At 70.6% G+C, this 16,264-nt stretch carries 12 protein-coding genes; all 12 read left to right on the top strand.

The annotated features are described in order from the left end of the window. Positions 1–10: 10 nt before the first annotated feature. The 12 genes from treS to JIG36_RS38465 all read left to right on the top strand — a co-directional run bounded on the left by treS (position 11) and on the right by JIG36_RS38465 (position 15,703). Positions 11–1,804 (top strand): maltose alpha-D-glucosyltransferase, encoded by a 1,794-nt coding sequence (gene treS / locus JIG36_RS38520; RefSeq protein WP_203381387.1) that lies wholly within the window; start codon positions 11–13, stop codon positions 1,802–1,804. Beyond that, positions 1,801–3,111 (top strand): maltokinase N-terminal cap-like domain-containing protein, encoded by a 1,311-nt coding sequence (locus JIG36_RS38515; RefSeq protein ID WP_203381386.1) that lies wholly within the window; start codon positions 1,801–1,803, stop codon positions 3,109–3,111. Before treS ends, JIG36_RS38515 begins: the two co-directional genes overlap by 4 nt. A gap of 70 nt (positions 3,112–3,181) precedes the next feature. Next, positions 3,182–5,287 carry a 1,4-alpha-glucan branching protein GlgB gene (gene glgB, locus JIG36_RS38510; protein WP_203381463.1) on the top strand — a complete coding sequence of 702 codons (2,106 nt, stop codon included), beginning with the start codon at positions 3,182–3,184 and terminating at the stop codon, positions 5,285–5,287. 90 nt (positions 5,288–5,377) lie between these two features. Further along, positions 5,378–6,295, top strand: coding sequence for a COG1361 family protein (locus JIG36_RS38505; protein ID WP_203381385.1), 918 nt, complete (start codon positions 5,378–5,380; stop codon positions 6,293–6,295). A gap of 75 nt (positions 6,296–6,370) precedes the next feature. Next, positions 6,371–6,532: a hypothetical protein gene (locus tag JIG36_RS38500; RefSeq protein WP_203381384.1), complete on the top strand. Its 162-nt coding sequence runs from the start codon at positions 6,371–6,373 to the stop codon at positions 6,530–6,532. A 33-nt stretch (positions 6,533–6,565) separates the two neighbouring features. Continuing rightward, complete coding sequence (locus JIG36_RS38495; protein WP_203381383.1) at positions 6,566–7,762, top strand: FxsB family cyclophane-forming radical SAM/SPASM peptide maturase; 1,197 nt, start codon at positions 6,566–6,568, stop codon at positions 7,760–7,762. Next, positions 7,752–9,452 carry an HEXXH motif domain-containing protein gene (locus JIG36_RS54415; RefSeq protein ID WP_203381382.1) on the top strand — a complete coding sequence of 567 codons (1,701 nt, stop codon included), beginning with the start codon at positions 7,752–7,754 and terminating at the stop codon, positions 9,450–9,452. Before JIG36_RS38495 ends, JIG36_RS54415 begins: the two co-directional genes overlap by 11 nt. Continuing rightward, positions 9,449–10,681 carry an MFS transporter gene (locus JIG36_RS38485; protein WP_203381381.1) on the top strand — a complete coding sequence of 411 codons (1,233 nt, stop codon included), beginning with the start codon at positions 9,449–9,451 and terminating at the stop codon, positions 10,679–10,681. The genes JIG36_RS54415 and JIG36_RS38485 overlap by 4 nt, the downstream gene beginning before the upstream one ends. A gap of 828 nt (positions 10,682–11,509) precedes the next feature. Next, positions 11,510–12,688, top strand: coding sequence for a tetratricopeptide repeat protein (locus JIG36_RS38480; protein WP_203381380.1), 1,179 nt, complete (start codon positions 11,510–11,512; stop codon positions 12,686–12,688). Positions 12,689–12,764: 76 nt separating this feature from the next. Next, a complete protein-coding gene (locus JIG36_RS38475) occupies positions 12,765–13,640 on the top strand; it encodes an aldo/keto reductase (protein ID WP_203381379.1) in 876 nt (291 codons plus the stop codon). 565 nt (positions 13,641–14,205) lie between these two features. Then, positions 14,206–14,727, top strand: coding sequence for a SigE family RNA polymerase sigma factor (locus JIG36_RS38470; protein WP_203381378.1), 522 nt, complete (start codon positions 14,206–14,208; stop codon positions 14,725–14,727). After that, positions 14,720–15,703 (top strand): hypothetical protein, encoded by a 984-nt coding sequence (locus tag JIG36_RS38465; RefSeq protein ID WP_203381377.1) that lies wholly within the window; start codon positions 14,720–14,722, stop codon positions 15,701–15,703. The genes JIG36_RS38470 and JIG36_RS38465 overlap by 8 nt, the downstream gene beginning before the upstream one ends. Positions 15,704–16,264: the final 561 nt, after the last annotated feature.

Genomic DNA, 16,264 nt, shown 5'->3' with positions numbered 1-16,264 from the left:
GGGGAACCTGATGGACCAGAAAGACGATCTCGACCTCGAGGCGGCCGGCCTCGCTGCTGACGAGCACGACCCGGCCGAGGGCAGCCACGTCGAGGACGGGGTGGTGGAACACCCCTCGGCCGACGACTTCGAGCACGCCCGCACGCTGCCCGCCGACCGCACCTGGTTCCAGCGCGCGGTCTTCTACGAGGTGCTGGTCCGGGCGTTCTACGACTCGAGCTCGGACGGCTCGGGCGACCTGCGCGGCCTGATCGAACGGCTCGACTATCTGCAATGGCTCGGTGTCGACTGCCTGTGGCTGCCGCCGTTCTATCAGTCGCCGCTGCGCGACGGCGGCTACGACATCAGCGACTTCTACCAGGTCCTGCCCGAGTTCGGCACGGTCGAAGACTTCGTGGCGCTGCTCGACGCGGCCCACAAGCGGGGCATCCGCGTGATCACCGACCTGGTCATGAACCACACCTCGGACCAGCACATGTGGTTCCAGGAGTCGCGGCGTGACCCCGACGGGCCGTACGGCGACTTCTACGTCTGGAGCGACACCAGCGACAAGTACACCGACGCCCGGGTCATCTTCGTCGACACCGAGGAGTCGAACTGGACGTTCGACCCGGTGCGCCGGCAGTTCTTCTGGCACCGGTTCTTCTCGCACCAGCCCGACCTCAACTACGACAACCCGGCGGTGCAGGAGGCGATGCTCGACGTCCTGCGCTTCTGGCTCGACCTCGGCATCGACGGCTTCCGGCTCGACGCCGTGCCCTACCTGTTCGAGCGCGAGGGCACCAACGGCGAGAACCTGCCCGAGACCCACGCGTTCCTCAAGCACTGCCGCAAGGTGATCGACGACGAGTTCCCGGGGCGGGTGTTGCTGGCCGAGGCCAACCAGTGGCCGGCCGACGTGGTCGAGTACTTCGGCGACGCGAAGGCCGGCGGCGACGAGTGCCACATGGCGTTCCACTTCCCGCTGATGCCACGCATCTTCATGGCGGTCCGGCGCGAGTCCCGCTTCCCGATCTCGGAGATCCTGGCCCAGACGCCGGCCATCCCCGACAACTGCCAGTGGGGCATCTTCCTGCGCAACCACGACGAGCTGACGCTCGAGATGGTGACCGACGAAGAGCGCGACTACATGTACTCGGAATACGCCAAGGACCCGCGGATGAAGGCGAACGTCGGTATCCGGCGCCGCCTGGCCCCGCTGCTCGAGAACGACCGCAACCAGATCGAGCTGTTCACGGCCCTGCTGCTGTCGCTGCCCGGCTCGCCGGTGCTCTACTACGGCGACGAGATCGGCATGGGCGACAACATCTGGCTCGGTGACCGCGACGGCGTCCGTACGCCGATGCAGTGGACGCCCGACCGCAACGCCGGGTTCTCGACGGCGCATCCGGGCCGGCTCTATCTGCCCGCCAACCAGGACCCGGTGTACGGCTATCAGGCGGTCAACGTCGAGGCGCAGCGGGACAGTTCCACCTCGTTGCTCAACTGGACGCGTACCATGCTGGCGGTGCGACGCCGCCACGAAGCGTTCGCCGTCGGAACCTTCCGCGAACTGGGCGGATCGAACCCGTCGGTGCTGGCGTACCTGCGCGAGGACGGCGACGACGTCGTGCTGTGCGTGAACAACCTGTCGCGCTTCCCGCAACCGATCGAGCTGAACCTGCAGCACTGGAACGGATACACGCCGGTCGAGCTGACCGGGCATGTGAACTTCCCGCGTATCGGCCAGCTGCCGTACCTGCTGACCCTCCCCGGGCACGGCTTCTACTGGTTCCAGCTGTGTGGGTCCGAGGAGAAGCAATGACGTTGCCTTTCGCTGAATGGCTGCCGCAGCAACGGTGGTACGCCGGCCGGTCCCGCACCCTGGCCTCGGTCAAGGAGGCGTCGAGCACCACGCTCGACGACAACCTCGACCTGGTGCTGATCGACGTCTCGTACACCGACGGCAGCTCCGAGCGCTACCAGGTGATCGTGGCCTGGGGCTCCGGGCCGATGGTGGAATACAGCGAGGTCGCGACGATCGGCGCCGACGGCGACCGGATCGGCTACGACGCGCTCTACGACACGGCGGCCGCGCGCAAGCTGCTGTCGCTGATCGCGGCCGGCGGCACGATCGGTGACGTCATCTTCGAGCCCGAGCCGGGCGCGACGTTCCCGGTCGACCTGTGGCCGCGGGTGTTCGACGCCGAGCAGAGCAACAGCAGCGTGATCTTCGAGCAGGACGCCATTCTCAAGGTGTTCCGCCGGGTCTCGCCCGGCATCAACCCCGACATCGAGCTCAACCGGGTGCTCGGCCGCCGCGACAACCCGCACGTGGCCCGGCTGCTCGGCTCGTTCGAGACCACCGAGAGCGGCGAGCCCTGCCCGCTGGGCATGGTGACGCAGTACGCGGCGAACTCGGCCGAGGGCTGGGCCATGGCCACGGCCTCGGCCCGTGACCTGTTCGCCGACGCGGAACTGCGGGCCGACCAGGTGGGCGGCGACTTCCAGGGCGAGTCCTACCGCCTGGGCGAGGCGGTGGCGTCGGTGCACGCCGACCTGGCCGAGGCGCTGGGCTCCGGCCCGTCGTCGTTCCCGGTCGACGCCATGCTGGCCCGGCTGCGCGAGGCGGCCCAGGCCGTCGCCGAGATCCAGCAGTACGTGCCGACGATCGAGGAACAGTTCCGCGCCCTCACCAGCGAGCCGGTGCAGGTGCAGCGCGTGCACGGCGACCTGCACCTGGGACAGGTGCTGCGGGTGCCCGAGGCGTGGCTGCTCATCGACTTCGAGGGTGAGCCCGGCTCGCCGCTCGACCAACGGCGCCTGCCCGACTCGCCGCTGCGCGACGTGGCCGGGGTTCTGCGCTCTTATGAATATGCGGCCTATCAGCTGCTGGTCGATCAGGACGACGACGAGCACCTGGCGGCGCGGGCCCGCGAGTGGGTCGACCGCAACCGGGCCGCATTCTGTGACGGTTACGCCCATGTGGCCGGCTCGGACCCGCGCGAGCAGGGCCCGTTGCTGGCGGCGTACGAGCTGGACAAGGCGGTCTACGAGGCCGCCTACGAAGCCCGGCACCGGCCCGGCTGGCTGCGGATCCCGCTGCGGTCGATCGCCCGGCTCGTCGGCTGACGACATCATCTAAGGAGACTCCCCCGTGATCGGCCACTCCGACTCCTCGCTCGCCGCCGACCAGCGCGCCATGAACAGCGTCGTGGCCGGTGACACCCACGACCCCCACGCGATCCTGGGTGCGCACCCGGGCGGCGGCAACACCGTCATCCGTACGCTGCGCAAGGGCGCCAAAGCCGTCACGCTGCTGCACGAGGGCGAGCAGGTCGAGATGACCCGGGTGCACGCCGACGGCGTCTTCGCGGCCGAGGTGCCCGGCCTGGTGCTCGACTACCGCCTCGACGTCGACGGTGACGTGGTCGACGACCCCTACCGGCACCTGCCCACGCTGGGCGAGCTCGACCTGCACCTGATCGGCGAGGGCCGGCACGAGAAGCTGTGGAAGGTGCTCGGCGCGCAGCCCCGCGAGAGCGGTGTCGGCTTCGCGGTGTGGGCCCCGGGTGCCCGCGGCGTGCAGGTGATCGGCGACTTCACCGGCTGGGGCCCGTACGACGGATGGCCGATGCGCTCGCTCGGCTCCAGCGGCGTGTGGGAGATCTATCTGCCCGACGCGCACCTGGGCAGCAAGTACAAGTTCAAGATCCTGGGGCGGGACGGGCAGTGGCGCGAGCACGCCGACCCGCTGGCCCAGCACACCGAGGTGCCGCCGGCCACGGCGTCGGTGGTCTACGAGAGCTCGTACGAGTGGTCCGACGGCGACTGGATGCGCGAGCGCGCCGGCAAGCAGTGGCACCAGGAGCCGATGAGCGCGTACGAGGTGCATCTCGGCTCGTGGCGGCCCGGCCTGTCCTACACCGAGATGGCCGAGCAGCTCGTCGAATACGTTCTGGAGACCGGCTTCACGCACGTCGAGATGATGCCGGTCATGGAGCACCCGTTCGGCGGCTCCTGGGGTTATCAGGTCACCGGCTACTACGCGCCCACGTCGCGTTTCGGCACCCCCGACGAGTTCCGCTACCTGGTCGACAAGCTGCACCAGGCCGGCATCGGCGTGATCCTCGACTGGGTGCCGGCCCACTTCCCCAAGGACGAGTGGGCCCTCGCGCGCTTCGACGGCACCCCTCTCTACGAGCACGGTGACTGGCGCCGCGGCGAGCACCCCGACTGGGGCACGTACGTGTTCGACTTCGGCCGCAAGGAGGTCCGTAACTTCCTGGTGGCCAACGCGCTCTACTGGTGCGAGGAGTTCCACGCCGACGGCCTGCGGGTCGACGCGGTGGCCTCGATGCTCTACCTCGACTACTCGCGCAAGGACGGCGAGTGGACGCCCAACCAGTACGGCGGGCGCGAGAACCTCGACGCGATCAGCTTCCTGCAGGAGATGAACGCGACTGTCTACAAGAACTATCCCGGCGTGGTCACCGTGGCCGAGGAGTCGACCGCGTGGCCCGGCGTCACCCGCCCGACCCACCTGGGCGGTCTCGGGTTCGGCTTCAAGTGGAACATGGGCTGGATGAACGACACCCTGTCGTACATCGAGAAGGAGCCCATCTACCGCCAGTGGCACCACCACCAGATGACGTTCGCGACGGTGTACGCCTGGAGCGAGAACTACATCCTGCCGATCAGCCACGACGAGGTCGTGCACGGCAAGGGCTCGCTGACCGGCAAGATGCCCGGCGATCTGTGGCAGAAGCTGGCCAACACGCGCGCCCTGCTCGGCTTCATGTGGGCCTTCACCGGCAAGCAGCTGCTGTTCATGGGGGCCGAGCTGGGTGACCTGCGCGAGTGGAGCGAGGAGCGCGGCCTCGACTGGGGGCTCGTCGAGGACCCGCAGTTCGGTGGCGTGCAGCAGCTGGTCAAAGACCTGAACCGGGTCTACAAGGAGACGCCGGCGGTCTGGACGCAGGACACGTCGCCGACCGGCTTCCGCTGGATCACCAGCGAGGACTCGCAGCACAACACGTTCTCGTTCGTGCGGTTCGCCCCCAACGGCGACCCGATGGCGTGCATCGTGAACTTCGCGGCCGTCCCGCACGAGGAATACCGCATCGGCCTGCCCAAGGGCGGCCGCTGGGCCGAGGTGATCAACACCGACAGCGAGCTGTACGGCGGTTCCGGCGTCGGCAACCTCGGCGGGGTCGACACGGACGACGTGCCGTGGCACGGCTTCGACCACTCGGTGTCGCTGCGGGTCCCGCCGCTGGGCGCGGTCTGGCTGCGTCTCGAGAGCTAGATAGCCGACAGCCCGGACGGACGGGACAACCAGGCCCGTCCGTCCGCTGTAGAGTCCGGCGCATTCGCTCATCCTCACTGGAGGTGATCAATGCGTCACAGCAAGTCCGCCTGGGGGCGCGCCGGCGCGGGGGCCGTCGCGCTCACGGCGGCCACCCTTCTCTGCGCGCCCCTCGCCGCACAAGCAGCCGACCCTCAGCCGAATCTCGTCGTCACGGTCGAAGATCTCAACACGCCATCCACCCGGATCGGCGAGGGCGACCGGCGGCCCGTCAAGGCCGAGATCCGCAACGAGGGCGACGCCCCGACCGGCCCGTTCTCGGTGCAAGTCAGCGTCCCTGACGGCTTGACCCTGAGCGGGCCCGCCGACTGCACCTACATCGACTGGTGGCCCGACGACGCCGGCGGGCCTTGGGCCTACGGGCCCGGGGAGGCCACCTGCGCGGCGCCACAGGGCCTCGCGCCCGGTGAGTCACTGTCCGTCACCGGCTTCACCGTCCGGGCCGGCCGCAACCTGCCGGGCCCGGCGGAGTTCAACGGCCACGTCGCGGCGGTCGTGGGCGACGAGGTCCTGGCTTCCGGCGAATTCAGTTTCTGGACCCGGCGCAACACGATCGACGTCGCGGTCTCGGCGCCGGTCGTGCGGGGGTCGGCCGGAGACACGGCCGATCTGACCATCACGGTCGTCAACAAGGGCCCGTCCGACGGCGTCGGCCCGCGGGTCTATGTCGCCGCGCCGGTCGGCACCGTTCTGTTGCCCTCCGAATCTTGCTGGACAGCGGGTACCGACGGCGAGCAACGGCCCGAATCGGCCGCGGTGGAGTGCGGTGGCGGCGGCTACTTCCCGACCCTCTATTCCGGATCGGGTAACTGGCAGCACACGATTCCGCTGAAGATAAAGTCGCCTCTCACCCTGCCGGGATATGTGCGCGTGTCGGGCGACTACCCGCGCGGCACCGAGGCCTGGCCGCTCAACAACACGGCGCCCGTCGTCGTGGTGCCGCGGTAGGTTGTATCGAGGAACTCCTTTCGGCCCGCCGGGCGGCAACCCCGCCCGGCGGGTCCGGGGCGATCGGAGGCAGCCATGGACAACCAGGAACCACAGATCGTCGACCTGCGCGAAACCGGCGACGACCTTCTCGACGAGCTCAGCCCCGCCCTGCGCGCGGCGATCGAGCGCGTCTACTCCCCCGACGCCCTCGAAGGGCCCGGCGGGTTCAACTCGTTCGTGGACGCCGATCTCTGATCGGGCCGGCACCACCGGGCCGGGAGTCGGCTGATGACTGTGGCGTGGCCGGACGACATCGACGTCACGGCGCTGACCGCGCGCGGATGGCGGCCCCGGCCCTTCACCCAGTTCGTGGTCAAGATTCACAGCCGGTGCAACCTGGCCTGCGGCTACTGCTATGTCTACGAGTCGGCCGACCAGAGCTGGCGGTCCCAGCCCCGGGTGATGAGCGAGGCCGTGTTCGCCACGGCCTGCGACCAGATCGCCGGGCACGCCGGCCCGTCGGTGAGCCTGGTCTTCCACGGCGGTGAGCCGCTGCTCGCCGGGGCCGCCCACCTCGACCGTCTGGCCGGGCTGGCCACGCGGGTGATCGGGCCCGGCCGGCGGTTGCGGCTGGGCATGCAGACCAACGGGCTGCTGTTCGACGAGCGGGTGGCCGAGGTCTGCGACCGGTGGGACATCCGGGTGGCGGTCAGCGTCGACGGCGACGAGACCGGCCACGACCGGCACCGCACGTTTCGCGACGGCCGCGGCAGCCACGCCGAGGTGGTGAGCGGGTTGCGGTTGCTGCGGCGACACCCCCGGCTCTACGCCGGGCTGCTGTGCACGGTCGATCTGCGGAACGACCCGGTGACGACGTACGAGGCCCTGCTCGACCACGCGCCACCGACCGTGGACTTCCTGCTGCCGCACGGCAACTGGACGACACCGCCGCCCGGGCGGGAGGAGGGCGGCCCTCCGGCGTACGGGAAATGGTTGGCCTCGATCTTCGACCGCTGGTTCGACGCGCCGGTGCGTGAGACGGGTGTGCGGCTCTTCGACGACATCCTGGCGCTGATCCTGGGCGGCACCGGAACGTCGGAATCGGTGGGCCTGCAACCGATCCGCGTCGCCGTGATCGAGACCGACGGCACGATCGAACAGGTCGACTCGCTGAAGACCGCGTTCGCGGGCGCGACCCGGGTGCGGGCGCCGGGCGGCGGCAACCCGTTCGACGCCGCGATCCGCCAGCCGCCGATCGTGGCCCGCCAACTCGGGCGCGAGGCGCTGTGCGAGACCTGCCGGGCCTGCCCGATCCACCGGATCTGCGGCGGCGGCAACTACACGCACCGCTTCCGCGAGGGCTCGGGCTTCCTCAACCCCTCCGTCTACTGCCCCGACCTGATGTTCCTGATCGAGCACGTCCGGGCGCGGGTGTCCGGCGAGCTGGCGAAGATCCCCGCGAGGAGGCCACCCGGTGGAGACTGAGCCCGACCGACTGGCCCGTGACCTCGGGCGGGGCTTCGGCTCGCCCGGCAGCCGGGCCCTGCTCGCCGCCGGTCAGCGACGCAAACGCAAGGTGCTGCTGCGGATGCTGATCAACGACTGCGAACGGGCCGAACAGGCCGGCCTGGCCGAGATCGCGACGCGCGTGCCGGACGAGCTCCTCGACTACCCCAACGTCGGTGTCTGGCTGGCGCACTGCATCCGGCGGCTCGCCCACAACGTCGAATCCCCGGTGCCGCTCTGGGCCGACCTGGGCTACCTCGGGTGGCTGGCCGCCGCGCACGCCATCACGTCCCGCCACGACGGCAGCGTCGAAGTGGTCGTGCGCGACGGCGCGGTGATGCTGCCCGGGCTCGGGCTGGCGCGGCTCGCTCCACCGGGGACACACGGCACGGCGATGGTGACCGTGTCGCCGGGCCGGGTCGACATCACCCGCGACGACGTGCGGCTGGTGCTGCGCGACCTGGGCAGCGAGGCCGACGAACGGTGGCTGCCGCTGCGCCGGCTCGGCACGACGTATTCGACCCTGCGCACGGTCCACCTCGACGATCTCGACCCGTTCCGCGACATGTCCGACCCGTACACGAAAGCCCAGTTGACCGCCCCGCCCCCACGGCTGACGGCGGCGCAGGCGGCGGGCTGGTCCCGGGCCTTCCACGGCGGTCTGGAGATCCTGCGCCGGCAGTACGAGGAGTATTCGGCCGGGATCGACGACGTGCTGCGCGCGGTGGTGCCGCTGACCGCCGAACCGGTGACCAACGGGGTCAGCAACACGTCCCTGCATGCGTACGGGGGTGTGAACATGAGCGCCGCGGGCGGGCCGCACCAGTTCGCGCTCACCCTGATCCACGAGTGCCAGCACGCGAAACTGGCCGCCCTCACCGACCAGGTCGAGCTGCAGAAGCCGTCGGTGGTCAAGGATCTCTACGCCCCGTGGCGCGACGACCCGCGGCCGCTGTCCGGGCTGCTGCAGGGCATCTACGCGCACCTCGGCGTGACCGACTTCTGGCGCACCTACCGCAAAGTGGCCGGCGACAAGTCGCTGATGGCCGACGTCGAGTTCGCCCGGTGGCGTACGCAGGTGCGCCAGGCCCTGCTCGTGGCCGCCGCGTCGCCGCTGCTCACCGACGCCGGCACGGCCTTCGTCGAGGCGATGAGCGCGTCGGCCGGGCGCTGGGCCGACGAGACGGTGCCGGGCGGTCTCGAATCCCTGGCCCGCGAGTCGTCGGCCGCTCACCTGGTGGCGTGGCGGGTGCGGAACATGACGGTGGACGTCGGCGCCCTGGTCGAGCGGTGGCGGGCCGGGCTGGCGCCGGGCGAGCTGCCCGAGTCGACGGTGGTCGCGGCTCCCCCGTCGACGCGGGCCCGGCTGCCGGTCGGCTATGTGAAGATGAGCCAGGCCGCCGGGCAGCCGGTGGATCAGGGTGACATCCCCGCCTCCGACGTGGCCTACACCGAAGGCGACTACGAGCGGGCCCTGACGCTCTACACGGCCGAGGTGACCGGGCCCGACGCCGGCCCCGAAGCGTGGGCGGGGCTCGCGCTCAGCCTGCGCCACCTCACCGAGGAGGCATCGGTGTCGGCGCTGTTCCGCCGGCCCGAGGTGGTGGCCGCGGTGCACCGGGCCGAGCCGAGCGACATCGTCCAGCTCACCGCCTGGCTGTCGTCGTGATCCTGCAGAACCGGCGTTTCCTCGCGCTGTGGAGCGGCAACGCCCTCTCGCTGGTCGGCACCGCGGGTGTCCGCATCGCGTATCCCCTGCTGGCCCTGGCCCTGTTCGACTCGCCCGAACTGGCCGGTTGGATAGCGTTCGCGGCCACCATCCCCACCCTGATCCTGCAGGTGCCGGCCGGCCTGATCGCCGACACGGTCAACCGCCGCCTGCTCATGCTGGTGGCGCAGGCGGTCGGTCTGGCCGCCACCGTCTGCGTGCTGCTGGCCTCCGCCCTCGACCTGCGCGGCCTGGCCGTCATCCTGATCGTGGCGGCGGTGCTCGAGGGGTCGGCGTTCGTCGTGTTCGGCATCGCCGAGGTGGGCGCGGTGCGCGACGTCGTCGACGAGCGGGAGCGCACGGTGGCGTTCTCGTTCCTCGAGGCCGAGCAGCCGATCGGCAACCTCGCGGGCCGCGCGGTGGGCGGCGCGCTCTTCGACCTGTCCCGCTGGGCGCCGTTCCTGTTCAACGCTTTCTCGTACGTCTTCTGCCTGCTCACGCTGGCGGCCATGCCGAAGCACCTGTTCGATCCCCGCCCGGTCCCGTCGGCGGAATCGGTCGCCCGTTTCTGGCGCCGCATGGGCGAGGGGCTGGTCTGGATGTGGCAGATCCCCTACCTGCGCATCACCACCATCGTCACCGGCTTCACGAACATCCTGTTCCAGTGCGTGATCCTGATGGTGCTGGTGGTCGGCACCCGCGAGGGCCGCCCGGCCTGGACGGTCGGGGCCATCCTGGCCGCGGCCGGCGTCGGCGGCATCCTGGGCTCGTTCGCCGCGCCCCGGCTGGAACGCCGTTTCTCCCCCCGCGCGCTGTTCCTGGGCTGCGTGTGGGTGTGGACGGTGATGCTGGCGCTGATCGCGGTCAGCACTCACACGGTGGTGCTGGTGGCGGCGTGGGCCGGGGTGGGCGCGGTCGGCACGGTGGTCGCGGTGACCCTCACCGTGACCCGCGCGCGGGCCGTCCCCGATTCGGCGCTGGGCCGCATCGTGAGCGCGGCCTCGGTCATCACCGACGGGGCGGTCCCGATCGGGGCGGTGCTGGGCGGTTATCTGCTGGCCGCGGCCGGGCCCGAAACTACGGCCTGGGTGCTGTTGGCCGCCATGCTGCTGGCGGCGCTGGTGTGCACGAGACTGCTCCGTCCCGCTCCCGTAGACAGTGCGTCCCGGTTGTCCGCGGCTCACGAATAGAGCCTGTTCCGATGTGCACGGTGTGCCGGATCCGCGCAGCCGTCCCGATCCGCTCGTCCCACCCAGTTCGCGCTGTTTACCCGGCCCTCCCGGCCCGCAGGACCCTCCGCATCCACGCCGCCCTCCCGATCCGCCCGGTCCATCCGACCCATGCAGCCCTCTCGACCTGCCCGGCCATCCTGATCCGCGCGGCCCTCTCGACCCTCCCTATCAACGCGGCTCACCCGGCTGGCGCGGTCCACTCGACCTGCGCAGCCGTCCCGATCCACCCGACCAACGCGGCCCTCCCGACTCGCGCAGCCCTACTGATCCACCGGACCAGCGCGATCCACTCAGCCCGCGCGGCCCACCCCACCGACGTGGCCCTCCCGACCCGCACGATCCACTCAGCCCGCGCGGCCCACTCAACCGACGTGGCCTTCCGACCCGCGGGATCCACTCAGCCCGCGTGGCCCACTGAACCGACGTGGCCCTCCCGACTCGCTCGGCTCACCCGTCCCGCGCAGCCCTACTGATCCACCCGACCAACGCGGCCCTCCCGACTCGCGCAGCCCTACTGATCCACCGGACCAGCGCGATCTACTCAGCCCGCGCAGCTCACCCGACCGGCAGGTCCCTCCCGACCCGCCGGAACCGCGCGGCCCGCCCGATCCAGCCGACCAGCGCGGTCCACTCAGCCGGCGCAGCCCTACCGATCCACTCGACCAACGCGGTCCACTCAACCCGCGCGGCCCTTCCGACCCGCAGGGCCCACCCCATCCACCCGACCAGCGCGATCCACTCAGCCCGCGCAGCCCTAGCGATCCACCCGACCAGAGCGGTCAACCGATGAGCACGCGTACGGGGGAAATGCTCGCCGCCTACTTCGACCTGCGGAGCGACTGCGGCCCGGTGCACGCGCGGATCGTGGGTCTCATGGGCCGCCGGCTGGTCTCGGGCGCTGCTGTCCCGGCGTGCCAGACCGTGACTCCGAGTGGCCTGCGCTACGCGATCTCGCTGGACGCCCCCGAACTGCCGCTGATCGACGCCCCCCGGGCGCTCACCGCTGCACGGCGTTCTCCCGAGTGGGCTCACCTCTGCACCCTCGTGGACGCGTGGGACGACCTCACGCCGGCCGACCGGTTGCGGGTCGCGCGGGTGCTGCACAAACTGGGGTTCTGGGCCACGCTCCTGACACTGACCCCGCCGCCGACCGACCGGCACGCGGAGACCGTCGACGCCGGGGTGTGGCGGGCGCTGACACGTCTGCGGCGGATGGCGACGCTCAAGATGCGCGGCGAGGACGACTTCCCGATCCCGCCCGACATGTACGAGGTCTACGCGGCGGCCGCGCACGATCCCGGAACGCCGCTGGAGGAACGGATCAGCGCCGCGGTCAATCTCGCCGCCCACCACGGACGGAACGACCGCGTGGCCGACGACATCGCGCCGTGGGCCGAGCTCGCCATGCGTCTGGTGCAGAGTTCGGCCCTGACCCCGCTGCTGGCCAGCGCCGCGTGGCGGGCCATCTGCTTCCTGCCGTACTACCGCAGCGACCACCGAGCGGTGGCAACCATGCTGGACGAAGCGGAGCGCCTGGGCCGCGCCGCACTCGAGGCGGCACAACCGGGTCCCGCGACAGTCGAAGCGGCACAACCGGGTCCGGCGGCAGTCGAAGCGGCACAGTTGGGCCACGTAGCCCCAACCAGCCCGGCGACCACGACCGGCCGAGCCGACGCTGAGGGCCGGGACGCCGGGGCGGACGATCGGCTTCTGGCGGTGGAGAATCTGCGGGTGCTCAGTCAGACGCGTGGGCGAGCGGCCCGCGATCCGCTGGAGGCCGAAAGCTGGTACCGGCGGGCGGTGGAGCTCGACCCGGAAGATCCGCAGACGCATGTGACGCTCGGCGATCACCTGGTGCGGTGCGGACGGAGCGAAGAGGCGTACGCGAGCTTCGCCACCGCAGCCGAGCTTGGCGCGCCCTACACCGGATACTCGCGGATGGGGATGGAACGATGCCGCATCTGAGCACGGACGCAAGCTTCGCCTCCGCAGCCGAACTGGGCGCGCCCTACACCGGACGCTCGCGGATGGGGATGAAACGATGCCGCATCTGAGTGTGGGCCGGGTCGGGTTCGGGGCCATGCAACTTCCCACCACGCCCGAGAGCTGGGAGTCGTCGATCGCTGTACTGCGGCGGGCCGTCGAGCTGGGGGTGCCGCTGATCGACACCGCTTACCTGTACGGCGGGGGCGCCAATGAGGAGCTTGTGGCCGGGGCGCTCCATCCGTACGGGGAAAGCCTGGTCGTCACGACGAAAGTGGGCGTGAGCGGGTCGGGCCCGTTGAGCGGGTGGCGGCTCGACGGCCGGCCGGAATCGCTGCGGCGGCAGGTGGACGGCTGTCTGCGGCGGCTGCGCGTCGATCGGATCACGCTGTTGCAACTGCACCGGATCGATCCCGAGGTGCCGCTCGCCGACCAGGTGGGCACCCTGCGCGAGGTGGTCGCAGCCGGCAAGGCGGAGCTGGTCGGCCTGTCCGAGGTGACCGTGTGTGAGCTGGCGTCGGCACGCGCCGTCACCGAGATCGCGTCGGTGCAGAACCGCTACAACCTGGTCGACCGCACGCATGAGCCGGTGTTGCAGGCCTGCACGGAGTCGGGGATCGCCTTCCTGCCGTGGCGGCCGCTGGCGTACACGAGTGAAGCGCACACCACCCCGACGGAATCGGCGCACTCGAGCGCGACTGCCGTCGGAACCCCTGCGACCGGCGAGCACGCGGGCAGCGTGGTGGAGGCGATCGCCGCCGAGCTCGGTGCGACAGCACAGCAGGTGGCGTTGGCCTGGCTGCTCGGACGGTCGCCAGTGATGCTGCCGATCCCCGGCACGGCGAGCCTGGACCACTTGGAGCAAAATGTGGCCGCCGAAGCGTTGCGCCTCTCCGCCATGCAGCGCGCCCGCCTGGACGATCTCGCACACTGAACTGCTCCGCGCGACCTCGAGGACGACCGTGAGTCTGCCGTGGATCGACTGCGCGGATCCGTCACGGGTCGGCGCTGCGCGGTCGACCACGGATCGGCTACGCGCGTCTACCGCGGGTCGGCTGCGCGACTCGACCACCAAACGACCGCGCGGATCGACCACGAAACGAGCGCGCGAGCCAGCCACGAAACAGGCGCACGGGTCGGCCACGAAACAGGCGCGCAGATCGACCGCGGATCGGGCGCACGGGTCGGCCACGAACGAGCACGCGAGCCGACCACGAAACGAACGCACAGACCGACCACGAACGAACACACGAGCCGACCACGAAACGAACGCACAGACCGACCACGAACGAACACACGAGCCGACCACGAAACGAACGCACAGACCGACCACGAACGAACACACGAGCCGACCACGAAACGAACGCACAGACCGACCACGAACGAACACACGAGCCGACCACGGATCGGGCGCGCGGGTCGGCTGGGGAAAACTTGGGCGGGGCCGCAACAAAACGTGGGGGAAAGTGCGTCACAAGGGGCGGAAAGGAGGCCGGCTCGTGACGTTCGAGGAGTTTCTCTCGGCCCGGTTGGCGGCGCTGCTGCGCTATGCGACCGTGCTCGCCTGCGACCCGCATCTGGCCGAGGACATTGTGCAGGAGGTCCTGGCCCGCGCGCAGCCGCGGTGGCACCGCATCGCCGCGGCCGATGTGCCCGAGGCGTACGTCAAACGGATGATCGTCAACGAGCTGGCCTCGTGGCGGCGGCGTCGTGCGGCCCGGGTCGTGCCGATGTCCCTGCCGGCGCTCGACGCGGTGAGCCGGGAGATCGCCGACCCGGCGGCCGAGTTCGGCGAACGCGACGCGATGATCCGCCGGATCGCCGCGCTGCCGCTCAAACAGCGCATCGTGGTGGCGCTGAGGTTCTACGAGGGGCTGGACGACGACGAGATAGCCGACCTGCTCGGCTGCCGTCCGGTCACCGTGCGCAGCCATGCCTCGCGGGCGCTGGCCACGCTCCGCAAGCACGTTTCCGCGCCCGCGACCCCCATCAACACCGGCCCGGGAGGACGCCGTGAGTGACGAGAAGATCATCGAGGCCGCGTACGAGAAAATCGCCGCCGCCGCTCCCCCGCCCGAGCGCGTCCGGGCGCGAATCCTGGCCCGTTCGCAGGCCCACCGGCAGCGCCGCGCGGTGCTGGTCGGGGCCGGGTCGCTGGGTGCGGTCGCCGCCGTCACCGCCGTCGGGGTGCCGCTGGCCCGCCGTTCCACACCGTCCGCCACTGCCCCGTCCGCATCGGCCGCTGCTTCCCCGTCGGCACCGGCCGGGCCGCTCAGCCTCGTACCCCTCCGCCTGACCGTCGGCTGGTTGCCGACCGGCGTCGGCGAGCAGTACCGGACGGCGACGCTGCGCGGCGCGACCGTGGCCGGCAGCACGCGCAGCTGGACGCTGAACGGCGTGCCCTACCCCACGGACGGCAGCGTCGCCAAGGGCGTCACCCTGAGCATCGGCGAACGCATCGACGACAACTCGGGCACCCCCGTCACGATCGGCGACGTCACCGGCAAGCTCCGCGTGACCGACTCGTCGTTCGTCGAGTGGACGCCACCCGGCGGCCCGTCCCTGATCGTCAGCGTCTACGGCCTGCCCGACAGCACGGCGGTGGCGTTGCGGATGGCCCGCTCAGTCATCCCGACCCGCGCGACGATGCCCGTCTGGGCACAGGCCGCGTGGATCCCCGCCCGTTTCCGGGGAACCGTCACCGCCGCGCTGCTCCCCGGGGTCGACGGCGGCTGGCGCCAGGACATGACGTTCAGCTCCCCGAACCACGCCCAGACCCTGCGGATAACCGCCCGAACGACCGAGCCGACCGAGCCCACCCTCCACAAGGTCCACCGCTCCGACGGCGTCTGGCTCTCGATCCCCGAAGACACTCCAGGCGTCCTCGGCCCCGAACCCGCCCAGCCCCCCACCAGGCACGAGGCCGAACGCCTGCTCACCGAGTTCGTCTACCACGCACCCGACCTGGACTGGGTCGGCTCACACACAACCGGCTGACGCACGCACCGGGCGGCCGCAAACGCGCGCAAACGAGCAGCCCCAAACACGCGCATGCGAGCACCCCACAACACGCGCCAACGAACAAACCCCGAAACGGCGCGCGGGCGAGCAGCCCCACAACACGCGCAAACGAACAACCGGAGCCCGCGCAAACGAGCAACCTACAAACGTGCACAAACGAGCAACCCGGAGCGTGCGCGAGCGAGTAACCCAAGAACGCGCGCACCCTACAAACACGCGCAAACGAGCAAACCTGGAAGGCACGGGCGGGCAACCAAGACCGTGTGGGACGGCAACCTGCAAACAGGCGCAAACGAGCAGCCCCACGAACACGCGCGGGCGAGCAACCCGCAAACTTCCGCAAGCGAGCAACCGGAACCGCGCAACGAGCAGCCAGCTATAACGCGCGCAAATGCGCAACCCGGAACGCGCGCAAGTGCGCAAACCACAAGCACGCGCGAACGCGCAGCCCGAAACGCCTGCGGGCGAGCGAACTGCGAACGTGCGCGAGCGCGCGGGCCGGAACGCGCACAAGTGCGCAAACCACAAGCACGCGCG

This window comes from Paractinoplanes ovalisporus (assembly GCF_016834655.1).
In the GTDB taxonomy this organism is placed as follows: domain Bacteria; phylum Actinomycetota; class Actinomycetes; order Mycobacteriales; family Micromonosporaceae; genus Actinoplanes; species Actinoplanes ovalisporus.
Note: the sequence above shows the minus strand (reverse complement) of the source record. Positions and strands in the feature narration are given on the sequence as shown.